General features: G+C 53.8%; 16 protein-coding genes. 4 read left to right on the forward strand and 12 right to left on the reverse strand.

The window, feature by feature from the left end; translation table 11 throughout:
• Positions 1-15 precede the first annotated feature (15 nt).
• The gene (rlmE, locus tag BMF08_RS02905; protein WP_072569586.1) at positions 16-645 is read right to left on the reverse strand and encodes a 23S rRNA (uridine(2552)-2'-O)-methyltransferase RlmE; all 630 of its coding nucleotides are present in this window, start codon (positions 643-645) and stop codon (positions 16-18) included.
• Positions 646-768: 123 nt separating this feature from the next.
• Here rlmE and yhbY point away from each other — a divergent pair, with 123 nt between their 5' ends.
• Positions 769-1062: a ribosome assembly RNA-binding protein YhbY gene (gene yhbY / locus BMF08_RS02910; protein ID WP_072569585.1), complete on the forward strand. Its 294-nt coding sequence runs from the start codon at positions 769-771 to the stop codon at positions 1060-1062.
• A 154-nt stretch (positions 1063-1216) separates the two neighbouring features.
• Here the strand turns inward: yhbY and greA are convergent, their stop codons facing one another.
• Positions 1217-1693 carry a transcription elongation factor GreA gene (gene greA / locus BMF08_RS02915; RefSeq protein ID WP_072569584.1) on the reverse strand — a complete coding sequence of 159 codons (477 nt, stop codon included), beginning with the start codon at positions 1691-1693 and terminating at the stop codon, positions 1217-1219.
• A gap of 247 nt (positions 1694-1940) precedes the next feature.
• Between greA and dacB the strand changes: the two genes are divergently transcribed.
• Positions 1941-3374: a serine-type D-Ala-D-Ala carboxypeptidase gene (gene dacB, locus BMF08_RS02920; RefSeq protein ID WP_072569583.1), complete on the forward strand. Its 1434-nt coding sequence runs from the start codon at positions 1941-1943 to the stop codon at positions 3372-3374.
• Between the two features lie 60 nt (positions 3375-3434).
• Here the strand turns inward: dacB and cgtA are convergent, their stop codons facing one another.
• The 4 genes from cgtA to rplU all read right to left on the reverse strand — a co-directional run bounded on the left by cgtA (position 3435) and on the right by rplU (position 6278).
• The gene (cgtA, locus tag BMF08_RS02925; RefSeq protein ID WP_072569582.1) at positions 3435-4610 is read right to left on the reverse strand and encodes an Obg family GTPase CgtA; all 1176 of its coding nucleotides are present in this window, start codon (positions 4608-4610) and stop codon (positions 3435-3437) included.
• Between the two features lie 15 nt (positions 4611-4625).
• Entirely contained in the window at positions 4626-5591 is a 966-nt protein-coding gene (locus tag BMF08_RS02930; RefSeq protein WP_072569581.1) for a DMT family transporter, read from the reverse strand.
• A gap of 97 nt (positions 5592-5688) precedes the next feature.
• The gene (gene rpmA, locus BMF08_RS02935) at positions 5689-5946 is read right to left on the reverse strand and encodes a 50S ribosomal protein L27 (RefSeq protein ID WP_017457338.1); all 258 of its coding nucleotides are present in this window, start codon (positions 5944-5946) and stop codon (positions 5689-5691) included.
• Between the two features lie 20 nt (positions 5947-5966).
• Positions 5967-6278 (reverse strand): 50S ribosomal protein L21, encoded by a 312-nt coding sequence (gene rplU / locus BMF08_RS02940; protein ID WP_072569580.1) that lies wholly within the window; start codon positions 6276-6278, stop codon positions 5967-5969.
• Between the two features lie 257 nt (positions 6279-6535).
• On the opposite strand from rplU, the gene ispB reads away from it, so the two are divergent.
• On the forward strand, positions 6536-7507 hold the full coding sequence (gene ispB / locus BMF08_RS02945; protein ID WP_072569579.1) for an octaprenyl diphosphate synthase: 972 nt from the start codon (positions 6536-6538) through the stop codon (positions 7505-7507).
• 227 nt (positions 7508-7734) lie between these two features.
• Entirely contained in the window at positions 7735-8007 is a 273-nt protein-coding gene (gene sfsB / locus BMF08_RS02950; protein WP_072569578.1) for a DNA-binding transcriptional regulator SfsB, read from the forward strand.
• A gap of 63 nt (positions 8008-8070) precedes the next feature.
• Here the strand turns inward: sfsB and murA are convergent, their stop codons facing one another.
• The 6 genes from murA to mlaE form a co-directional block, all read right to left on the reverse strand.
• Complete coding sequence (gene murA / locus BMF08_RS02955) at positions 8071-9330, reverse strand: UDP-N-acetylglucosamine 1-carboxyvinyltransferase (protein ID WP_072569577.1); 1260 nt, start codon at positions 9328-9330, stop codon at positions 8071-8073.
• A gap of 53 nt (positions 9331-9383) precedes the next feature.
• Entirely contained in the window at positions 9384-9638 is a 255-nt protein-coding gene (gene ibaG / locus BMF08_RS02960) for a BolA family iron metabolism protein IbaG (protein WP_072569576.1), read from the reverse strand.
• A gap of 126 nt (positions 9639-9764) precedes the next feature.
• Complete coding sequence (mlaB, locus tag BMF08_RS02965) at positions 9765-10058, reverse strand: lipid asymmetry maintenance protein MlaB (RefSeq protein ID WP_072569575.1); 294 nt, start codon at positions 10056-10058, stop codon at positions 9765-9767.
• Positions 10058-10693 (reverse strand): phospholipid-binding protein MlaC, encoded by a 636-nt coding sequence (gene mlaC / locus BMF08_RS02970; RefSeq protein ID WP_072569574.1) that lies wholly within the window; start codon positions 10691-10693, stop codon positions 10058-10060. Before mlaC ends, mlaB begins: the two co-directional genes overlap by 1 nt.
• Before the next feature lie 13 nt (positions 10694-10706).
• Complete coding sequence (mlaD, locus tag BMF08_RS02975) at positions 10707-11261, reverse strand: outer membrane lipid asymmetry maintenance protein MlaD (protein ID WP_072569573.1); 555 nt, start codon at positions 11259-11261, stop codon at positions 10707-10709.
• A gap of 3 nt (positions 11262-11264) precedes the next feature.
• A complete protein-coding gene (mlaE, locus tag BMF08_RS02980) occupies positions 11265-12047 on the reverse strand; it encodes a lipid asymmetry maintenance ABC transporter permease subunit MlaE (protein ID WP_072569572.1) in 783 nt (260 codons plus the stop codon).
• Positions 12048-12052: the final 5 nt, after the last annotated feature.

Below are 12052 nucleotides of genomic sequence, written 5' to 3' on the forward strand. Positions count from 1 at the left end.
TCTGAAATCAACGGGTTATGATTTTCGCCCGGTCGCTACAATGTACACTTCACGTGAACGCGCACGAGAAGAGTCCGGCTTACGAACTTTAACCTTCGTAAACAGGGAGCGAATTTCCCTTAGATACTCATCGAAGCCTTCGCCCTGAAACACCTTCACTACAAAACTGCCGCCAGGTGCCAATACGTCCCGACACATCTGCAATGCCAGCTCCACCAAATACATGGCGCGGGGAATATCCACCGCGGGTGTTCCGCTCATGTTCGGTGCCATATCTGACATTACGACCTGGACTTTACTGTCGCCTACCCTATCAAGTAACGCTTTCACGACTAATTCATCACGAAAATCGCCCTGAAGGAAGTCCACACCAACGATAGGATCCATAGGTAAAAGATCACATGCGATGATACGGCCTTTGCCACCAATCTGTGTTACCACATACTGTGACCAGCCGCCAGGTGCTGCGCCAAGGTCAACAACTGTCATCCCCGGCTTAAAAAGTTTGTCACTTTGCTGTATTTCATCAAGTTTAAACCAGGCACGGGAACGTAACCCTTTTTTCTGTGCCGCTTGAACATATTTATCGCTAAAGTGTTCCTGAAGCCAGCGACTGGAGCTGGCAGAACGCTTTTTACCTGTCATTTAACATTCCATCTGGGTTCATCGTGAGCCGATGGTGTAAATTTCCACACGGCAATTTGGCGATATAAGGGAGATGGCGGTAGAATGAACCGTTTTCAATCCCAACGTAAGCAAAAATATACGATGAATCTGAGTACTAAACAAAAACAGCACCTGAAAGGTCTGGCACATCCGCTCAAGCCAGTAGTACAGCTTGGCAACAATGGTCTGACCGAAGGGGTACTGGCCGAGATTGAACATGCGTTACAACACCATGAGCTTATCAAGGTTAAAATCGCGACTGAAGACCGCGAAACCAAGACGTTGATCGTGGAAGCCATTGTTCGTGAAACCGGCGCCTGTAATGTACAGGTCATCGGTAAAACGCTGGTTCTGTATCGCCCAACAGCAGACCGTAAAATCGCGCTGCCACGTTAAGAATATCCTGAGTTAAACACAAAATCTGTGTAAAACGAGGGGTTTTCTAAAAGCAGACGAGCAAAATGCCACGCTCTGAGTGTTGTTAAAAGGCCGCTTCGCGGCCTTTTTCTTTTCTTTACAATGCGTCAACATATTACACATTGTAACCTAATCAAAGATATTCCACTTTGATGATTTCGAATTCAACTTCGCCGCCCGGCGTCTTGATGACCACGACATCGTCCTGCTCTTTACCCACCAGGCCACGGGCGATAGGCGAATTCACAGAAATCAGATTCTGCTTAAAATCAGCCTCGTCATCGCCCACGATGCGGTAGGTCTGCTCTTCGTCGTTGTCGAGGTTCAGCACGGTTACCGTACAGCCAAAAATCACACGCCCGTTGTTCGGGATTTTAGCAATGTCGATCACCTGCGCGTTGGACAGCTTCGCTTCGATATCAGCGATACGGCCTTCGCAGAAGCCCTGCTGTTCACGGGCGGCATGGTACTCGGCGTTTTCTTTCAGATCGCCATGTTCACGGGCATCGGCGATGGCCGCGATAATTTCAGGACGGCGTACGGACTTGAGAAAATCCAGCTCTTCGCGCAGTTTTTCGGCACCGCGTAAGGTCATCGGAATAGCTTGCATTTGTTATACCTCTTGAACATTCCTGTAGGGAGCGGTGTCCCGCCCCGGCAGCTAAGCCCGCCCGTTTTTCATCGGGTTCCCGGACCAGAAGCAAAAGAAAACTGACCCGGAGTCACAGCCCCAGGTCAGAAGCAATTTTTCAATTTGATACGCATTTTACCGCGAAGTTCACTATGGGTCATCGTTTACTTTCAAGGGCGATGCACCGTAGTATGACGGCCTGTTTCCAGGTTGTTAGCGCGAGATTATGCGATTTTCCAGATTTGTCATCGGATTGACCACCAGTATAGCGATGAATGTTCAGGCGGCGAATGTCGACGAGTACATCAATCAGTTGCCTGCCGGCGCGAACCTCGCCCTGATGGTGCAGAAGATTGGCGCTCAGGCACCGGATATTGATTATCACAGCCAGCAAATGGCCCTTCCCGCCAGTACGCAGAAAGTGATCACCGCCCTTGCCGCTCTGCTGCAACTTGGCCCTGATTACCGCTTCACGACCACGCTTGAAAGCAAAGCCCCGATTGAAAACGGCGTCTTACAAGGCGATCTGACGGCGCGCTTTGGGGGCGATCCGACGTTAAAACGTCAGGATATTCGCAATATGGTGGCGGTTCTGAAAAAAGCAGGCGTGCGTGAAATCGCGGGCAACGTGCTTATCGATACCTCCATTTTCGCCAGTCATGACAAAGCGCCCGGCTGGCCATGGAATGACATGACGCAATGCTTCAGTGCCCCGCCAGCGGCCGCCATTGTCGACCGTAACTGTTTCTCGGTTTCCCTCTACAGCGCTCAGAAAGCCAATGATCTGGCATTTATCCGCGTCGCCTCCTATTACCCCGTGAACATGTTCAGCCAGGTGCGTACGCTGGCCCGTGGCAGCGCTGAGGGCCAGTACTGCGAGCTGGATGTGGTTCCGGGTGACTTAAACCGTTTCACGCTGACAGGCTGTATGACGCAGCGTGCTGACCCCCTGCCGCTGGCGTTCGCCATTCAGGACGGCGCAAGCTATGCCGGCGCCATTATCAAAGATGAACTGAAACAGGCGGGGATCACCTATAGCGGCACCCTGCTGCGTCAGACGCTGGTCAATGAACCGGGCACGGTGATCGCCAGCAAGCAGTCGGCTCCCCTGCACGATCTGCTGAAGATCATGCTGAAAAAATCCGACAATATGATCGCCGACACGGTGTTCCGCACTATCGGCCATGCGCGCTTTGGCGTGCCCGGCACCTGGCGCGCCGGCGCTGACGCGGTACGGCAGATCCTCCGCCAGCAGGCGGGCGTCGATTTGGGGAACAGCATTGTGGTGGATGGCTCTGGCCTGTCGCGTCACAACCTGATATCTCCGGCCACCATGATGCAGGTGCTGCAATATATTGCTCAGCATGATACCGAACTTAACTTTATCTCGATGCTGCCGCTGGCGGGCTACGACGGCTCGTTGCAGTACCGCGCGGGTCTGCATGCCGCAGGCGTGGATGGTAAAGTATCGGCGAAGACCGGCTCTCTGCAGGGCGTCTACAATCTGGCGGGCTTTATTACCACCGCCAGCGGTCAGCGGATGGCGTTCGTGCAGTATCTGTCCGGCTATGCCGTTGAGCCTGCCGATCAGCGTAACCGCCGCATTCCGCTGGTGCGGTTTGAAAGCCGTCTGTACAAAGATATTTACCAGAACAACTAAACAAAAAGCCCGGTCGCGTTATGCGTACCGGGCTTTTGGCTGGCAGAGCGTTAGTCTGGATTAACGCTTGTAGATGAACTCAACGCCTTCGTCGTCTTCTTCATCCCAGTCGTCATCCCAGTCTTCGTCGTCTTCTTCAGCTTCCGCTTCTTCCAGCTGCTGGCGATGATAATCATCCCACATGAATTCGACTTTCTCTGGCTGCTTCTCTTCTTCAGCGTGAACGATTGGGTTCTCGATGATGAAGGTCATCACATCCCAGCACAGGTCTTTAACGCCCTGCTGGGTGGCGGCGGAAATCAGGTAATACTTATCTTCCCAGCCCAGAGCTTCGGCGATAGCTTTCGCTTTTTCTTCGGCCTGCGCTTTGTCCATCATGTCGATCTTGTTAAAGACCAGCCAGCGCGGCTTACTGGCCAGATTTTCACTGTATTTTTCCAGCTCGCCAGTGATGATGCGCGCGTTTTCCGCCGGATCGGAACCATCGATCGGATCGATGTCGATGAGGTGAAGCAGTACGCGGCAACGCTCAAGGTGTTTCAGGAAGCGAATACCCAGACCGGCGCCTTCCGCCGCCCCTTCGATAAGGCCAGGGATGTCTGCCACCACAAAGCTCTTCTCGTTATCCATACGCACCACGCCAAGGCTTGGCACCAGGGTGGTAAACGGATAATCCGCGACTTTCGGCTTCGCCGCAGAGACAGCGCGGATAAAGGTGGATTTACCGGCGTTCGGCATCCCCAGCATCCCCACGTCAGCCAGCAGCATCAGCTCCAGCTGAATGTCACGCTTTTCGCCAGGCGTACCCATGGTCTTCTGACGCGGCGTACGGTTGACGGACGATTTGAAACGGGTGTTACCCAGCCCGTGCCAGCCGCCTTTAGCCACCATCAGACGCTGACCGTGTTTGGTCATGTCGCCCATGGTTTCGCCGGTGCCCTGATCGATAACACGCGTACCGATCGGCACCTTAACGCAGGTGTCTTTACCGCGCTTACCGGTACAGTCACGGCTTTGACCATTCTGACCACGCTCAGCGCGGAAAGATTTTTCAAAGCGGTAATCGATAAGGGTATTCAGGTTTTCGTCCGCTTCCAGCCAGACATCGCCACCGTCACCACCGTCGCCGCCGTCAGGGCCGCCACGGGGAATATATTTTTCACGGCGGAAGCTTACACAACCGTTACCGCCATCACCTGCCACGACCAGGATCGTCGCTTCATCAACAAACTTCATTTTACTCTCCGTTACTCATTCGCCTGAGCGGGGTAAAGTGACAACCACTTCACGCTTGCGCAGACGTCCCCACAGGCGATGGCCTATGGCGGAATACATCGCGCCCGCAACCACGACAAACGCACCGAGATAACCTAAAAGGTTTAACATCGGTCTGGCGAAGACATCGGGCCAGGCCTGTGATAATAAATCTGAAAACAACAGTGTAAACAGCGGCGTCAACGTGATTAACGCGCTCACCTGCGCCGCCTGCCAGCGCGCCATGGCTTCCGCCAGCGCGCCATAACCGACCAGCGTATTCAGCCCGCAAAACACCAGGCACGCCAGTTGCCATTGGCTGAGTTCGGCGATCATGGCCGGTTTCGCCAGCGGCAACAAGGCTATTGTACATAAAGTGTACAGCAAAAAGAGGATCTGCTGTGAGGCCAGACGACGCAATAATACTTTTTGCGCGACGCCATAGCTTACCCAGACCGTTGCCGCTCCCACGCCGAAGATCACACCCCAGGTGTAATCGGTCAGGCGGGTGAAGATCTCCACCAGGCTGGTGTTGAAAAACATCACCAGTCCGCAAAGCAGCATTATCGCCCCTATGATCTGTGTGCCGCGCATCTTCTCTTTAAGAATGAACACGCTGGCGACCATCATGCCCACCGGTGAGAGCTGTCCAATCACCTGTGATGCCGTTGGGGTCAAATATTGTAGAGAAGAGCTGAAGAGAATGAAATTCCCGAATAAGCCCCCGGTAGCAATGGCAAGCAGCACCAACCAGCGGGGCTGCCGAAAAATGCGCATCGGCGGCAGTTTGCCTTTAACGGCCAGAATCAGGCCAAGACCAATAGCTGCCATTAAAAAGCGATAGAACACGATAGTTGGTGGTTCCATCACTTCCAGCACCTGCTTCATTGCGATTGGCAATGCACCCCAGCACATGGCTGTCGTCAGCGCCAAAAGAATTCCAATGCCTGCCTGCTGCTTCATTGCCCGTTTTCCCTACAAGAGATTTTTCCGGACGTCGAATGTAAAAAGCCCCGCAACGTGTTGCGGGGCTTTCATCCGTTACCGGGACGCGAAAAACTTATTCAGCAACGATGCTGATGAACTTACGGTTTTTCGGGCCTTTAACTTCGAACTTAACTTTACCGTCAGTCAAAGCGAACAGAGTGTGGTCACGGCCACAACCAACGTTGCTGCCAGCGTGGAATTTAGTACCACGTTGACGAACGATGATGCTACCTGCCAGTACTGCTTCTCCGCCAAAGCGTTTTACGCCCAGACGTTTAGCTTCTGAATCGCGACCGTTACGAGTTGAGCCGCCAGCCTTTTTGTGTGCCATTTAAATCTGCTCCCCTAGTCTTAAGCGCTGATGCCAGTGATTTTAACATCAGTGAACCACTGACGATGGCCTTGCTGCTTACGGTAGTGTTTACGACGACGAAACTTAACAATCTTAATTTTCTCGCCACGACCGTGAGCAACGATTTCAGCTTTGATAACGCCGCCATCAACGAAAGGAACGCCGATTTTGACTTCTTCACCGTTTGCGATCATCAGAACTTCAGCGAACTCGATAGTTTCGCCAGTTGCGATGTCCAGCTTTTCCAGGCGAATGGTCTGACCTTCGCTTACTCGGTGTTGTTTACCACCACTTTGGAAAACCGCGTACATAAAAAACTCCGCTTCCGCGCACCTTTTGTGTGATTCAGAGTGCGCTATAAATATTCACAATAGGGCGCGAATATTACGCAAAACGCGAAGCTTTGACAAGAGTGATCATCAATCCGCGAAGAAAAAAAACACAACGTGTATGGTAACGTTTATCTGGCGGGTTTTTTCAGTACAATCGACGATACTATTCTAACCCGTAACCCTTCGTTATCCCATTTTGATATGTGGTAAACAGGACTTTAAGCCCGGCATTAGCGATGAATTTAGAAAAAATCAATGAGTTAACCGCGCAAGATATGGCGGGTGTGAATGCGACTATCCTTCAACAGCTCAACTCCGATGTCCAGTTGATTAACCAGTTGGGTTACTACATCGTCAGCGGCGGCGGTAAACGCATCCGTCCGATGATCGCGGTGCTTGCCGCACGGGCTATTGGCTATGACGGAAATGCGCACATCACCCTCGCAGCATTAATCGAATTTATCCACACTGCCACGCTGCTGCATGATGACGTGGTAGACGAGTCAGATATGCGCCGCGGCAAAGCCACGGCTAACGCGGCTTTTGGCAATGCTGCCAGCGTGCTGGTGGGCGATTTTATCTATACGCGCTCCTTCCAGATGATGACCAGCTTAGGCTCGCTGAAGGTGCTGGAGGTAATGTCGGAAGCGGTAAACGTCATTGCCGAAGGCGAAGTGCTGCAACTGATGAACGTTAACGATCCGAACATCACCGAAGAAAACTACATGCGGGTGATTTACAGCAAAACCGCGCGCCTGTTTGAAGCGGCCGCGCAGTGCTCCGGCATTCTCGCGGACTGCAGCGCCGCGCAGGAAAAAGGGCTTCAGGATTACGGCCGCTATCTGGGCACCGCGTTCCAGCTCATTGACGATCTGCTTGATTACAGCGCCGACGGGGAAACCTTAGGCAAAAACGTCGGCGACGATCTCAACGAAGGTAAACCGACCCTGCCGCTGTTGCACGCAATGCGTAACGGTACGCCGCAACAGGCGCAGATGATCCGCGAGGCCATCGAACAGGGCAACGGACGGCATCTTTTAGAGCCGGTTCTGGAAGCCATGGCCGATTGCGGTTCGCTGGAATGGACGCGTCGTCGCGCCGAAGAAGAAGCCGACAAGGCCATTCATGCCTTGCAGGTACTGCCTGATACGCCGTGGCGCGATGCGCTTATTGGCCTCGCCCACATCGCCGTTCAGCGCGATCGTTAATCCTGCCGATATCTTTCCGCGTCATGCGCGGAAAGATTCTAATAAGTTCTTATAAGTTTTCACTACCTTCCCGATAAGCGCTTATATCCTGCTATTTCGACCTTAATAAATTCTGAATTGCACTTTCGTTTACATGAACTTTTTAGAACAACACGTCGCAAGGAGTATAGTGAATTGCTGCGGCGCATCAGGATAAGCCGCACATAATTCAACCGCAGGGAGGAGTGATGGAAAATAAATTTATCGACTGGCATCCTGCCGATATCATCGCCGGATTGCGTAAGAAAGGGACGTCGCTGGCCGCGGAGTCGCGCCGGAACGGGCTAAGTTCATCGACGCTGGCAAATGCGCTGACGCGCTCATGGCCGAAAGGGGAATGGATCATTGCGAAGGCGCTGGACACGGATCCCTGGATTATCTGGCCGTCGCGTTACCACGATCCGGTCACCCATGAGTTTATCGATCGCACCAGCATGATGCGCCAGCAGAAGCATAAATAGCGGCTGTACGCCATCTACAATGCAACAACCCCCTGCGTACAGGGGGTTGCATTACCGCTTAGCTTATTCGCCTTTTATGCGCTCAATGTTCGCACCGAGCGCACGCAGTTTGTCTTCAATACGCTCGTAACCACGGTCGATATGATAAATACGGTCGACGATGGTGGTGCCCTCTGCGATACAACCCGCCAGTACCAGGCTTGCGGACGCACGCAAATCGGTCGCCATCACCTGCGCGCCCGACAGGGTTTCCACACCATGGCAGATCGCGGTGTTGCTTTCGATCTCGGCGTGCGCGCCCATACGGATCAGCTCAGGAATGTGCATGAAACGGTTTTCGAAGATCGTTTCGATGATCACGCCCGTCCCTTCCGCCACCAGGTTCAGCAGCGTGAACTGCGCCTGCATGTCAGTCGGGAAAGCCGGGTGCGGCGCGGTACGCACGTTAACCGCTTTCGGACGTTTGCCGTGCATGTCGAGGCTGATCCAGTCTTCGCCCACTTCGATATCGGCACCCGCTTCACGCAGTTTCGCCAGTACCGCATCCAGCGTATCCGGCTGCGCTTTATGACAAACAATTTTGCCGCCGGAAATGGCTGCCGCCACCAGGAAAGTACCGGTTTCGATACGGTCAGGCAGCACGCTGTAGACGCCGCCGCCAAGACGTTCAACGCCTTCGATGGTGATCTTGTCGGTACCCATGCCGGTGATCTTCGCGCCCAGCGTATTGAGGAAGTTCGCCGTATCGACGATCTCCGGCTCACGGGCCGCGTTTTCGATAATGGTGGTGCCTTCTGCCAGGGTAGCGGCGGACATGATGGTGACGGTCGCACCAACGCTGACCTTGTCCATCACGATATGCGCACCCTTCAGGCGGCCATCCACAGACGCTTTAACGTAACCTTCTTCCAGTTTGATCTGCGCGCCCAGCTGCTCAAGGCCGCTGATGTGCAGGTCAACCGGGCGCGCGCCAATCGCACAGCCGCCCGGCAGGGAAACCTGACCCTGACCAAAACGCGCCACCAGCGGGCCAAGCGCCCAGATAGAAGCGCGCATGGTTTTCACCAGATCGTAAGGCGCGCAGAAGATATTGACGTCACGGGCATCGATCCACACGGAGCCGTTGCGATCCACTTTCATGCCCAGCTGGCTGAGCAGCTTCATGGTGGTATCAATATCTTTCAGTTTCGGAACGTTACGGATTTCAACAGGCTCTTCGGCCAGCAAAGCGGCGAAAAGAATTGGCAGGGCCGCGTTTTTCGCGCCGGAAATTGTCACTTCGCCCTGAAGCCGCGTTGGCCCCTGTACACGAAACTTATCCATTCATCTGTTCTCTGTTAAGAATTCACAAATGCTGACGGTGCGTAACCGGCAGCTCAAAAACCGTTAAGTTTACGATCGCGCGCCCATTCAGCCGGGGTATACGCTTTGATCGAGACGGCATGGATGCGGTTGTCCGCAATGTATTCCATCAGCGGGCCATAAACAGCTTGCTGCTTCTTGACCCGGCTCATGCCGTCAAAAATTTCACCCACAGCAATAACCTGAAAGTGACTGCCATCGCCGGTGACGTGGGCTTCCTGGAGTGAGAGTGCATTGATCAGCACGCTCTGAATTTCATGATTTTCCATGGGATCTACTATTGTCCGAGAATGAAAACAGTCCAACATCTTAGAGGAAAGTGGCGCTGTCTTAAATAAGCAAAAAGCCTCGCTAAAAAATCTCGCGAGGCTACGGGTAGTAACGTACTGAAAATATTAGTGAGGCAGGGCGTCGGCAGGCAAATTATAAAGTTGCGCTAATGTCAGGACGTTATCGCTGACGCCTTCCAGTTTCACCGCCCTGCCCTGTTTTTTGACCAGGGCGATGAAGTGCACCAGCAGGGCGACGCCAGCGGTATCCACCCGCGTAAGCGCGGTGAGATCGATGACGCTCACGCCCTGCAGCGCCTCAGCTCGCGCATCCCAGAGCGGGTTAAGCACGTCCTGATCAAGCTCGCCCTGTAATGCAAGGCGCTCGCCGTCACGTGTCCAGCTGAGATGCTGCGCCATTATTTGTTCTCTTGCAGGGTGATCTTCTGACGAGAGATCGACTGCAACTGCGCGGTCAGGCCATCAATACCTTTAGTACGCAGCAGATCGCTCCACTCGTTCTGTTTGGTGGTGATCATGCTGACGCCTTCGGCGATCATGTCATATGCCTGCCAGTTACCGGATTGGCTGTTTTTACGCCACTGGAAATCCAGACGCACCGGCGGACGACCGTTGGGATCGATGATGGTGACGCGGATCGGCACGATAGTCGCATCGCCCAGCGGTTTTTCCGGGGCAATCTGATAGCTCTGACCGTGGTACATCGCCAGCGCCTGGCCATAGGCCTGCTTCAGATATTCACGGAACGCAGCAAAGTAGGCGTCACGTTGCGCTGGGGTAGCCTCTTTGTAGTAGCGACCCAGCACCAGCGCGCCGGCATATTTTACCTGCACATAGGGCAGCAGCTCCTGATCGACGATCTGACGCAGGTAATCCGGATTGGAACGGATTTGCGACTGTTCGTTTTTGAGGCGATCAAAGGTCTTTTTCGCCGCTTCCTGCATCATATTGTAAGGATTGCTCTGATCCGCCGCAGTGGCGGCAGTCAGCGGGGCAATCACCAGCATTGCTACCATTAAAAGTCGTTTAAACATGCGTTAATTCTCCTCAATGAATCGTCGGGCCAGCAGGTGCCGTTGCATCAGTATTAGCGGCATCCGGCGTTGGCGCATCCTCTGATGGCTTATTATCGTTTCCTTTGCTGTTGTAAAGGAATTGTCCGATCAGATCCTCAAGCACCATGGCCGATTTGGTGTCCTGGATCGTACTGCCTTCTTTAAGCATAGAAGACCCCAGCTCCGGGTCGTCAAAGCCGACGTTTAATGCCAGATATTGCTCGCCCAGCAAGCCAGAGGTGCGGATCGCCAGCGAGCTGGTGTCCGGGATCTGGTTGTAGCGCTCTTCAATATCCAGCGACACGCGGGGCAGATAGGTTTTCTGGTCAAGGGTAATATCCGCGACCCGTCCAACGACAACGCCGCCGATACGCACCGGGGAGTTCATTTTTAAGCCGCCGATGTTATCGAAAGTGGCATAAATACGGTACGTCGGTTCACTGCGCAAAGAGGTCACATCCGCCGCTTTCAGACAAACAAACAGCGCCGCCAGCATGGCGATCAGCAAAAACACGCCAACCCAAATTTCACTTTTTTTCGTTTGCATCACTCAATTCCCAAACATCAGTGCGGTGAGCACAAAATCGAGGCCAAGAACGGTCAACGATGAGTGCACAACGGTACGTGTAGTAGCCCGGCTAATCCCTGCTGAGGTCGGAATTGCATCATAACCATTGAATAATGCAATCCAGGTTACCGAAATGGCGAACACCACACTCTTAATCAGACAGTTAACCAGATCCAGACGCAGGTCGACGGCGTTTTGCATTGCTGACCAGAAGAAGCCGGCATCAATGCCTTTCCAGTTCACGCCCACCAGCGAACCGCCCCAGATGCCGACGGCGACGAAAATAATCGTCAGCAACGGCAGCGAGATCACCCCCGCCCAGAAGCGCGGTGAAATCACCCGCCGCAGCGGATCGACGGCCATCATTTCCATACTAGAAAGCTGTTCGGTGGCGCGCATCAGCCCGATTTCAGCGGTCAGCGCAGAACCGGCCCTGCCAGCGAACAGCAGCGCGGCGACGACCGGCCCGAGTTCACGCAGCAGCGAAAGGGACACCAGCATACCGAGACTGGTTTCCGCGCTATACGTGGTCAGCACCAGGTAGCCCTGCAACCCCAGCACCATGCCGATAAAAAAACCGGACACGATGATGATCAGCATCGACAGCACGCCCACGTTATAAAGCTGGCGAACCAGCAGCGGCGCATGCTTGCGAAACTCGGGTTTACCGACCAGCGCATTGAATAACATCAACCCGGCGCGCCCGAACGTGGCGAGCATACTGATGCCGCGCTGTCCGAGGGAAGCCAGTGAATTTAACAGCATGAGTG

This window comes from Enterobacter sp. SA187 (genome assembly GCF_001888805.2).
Classification (GTDB): domain Bacteria; phylum Pseudomonadota; class Gammaproteobacteria; order Enterobacterales; family Enterobacteriaceae; genus Enterobacter_D.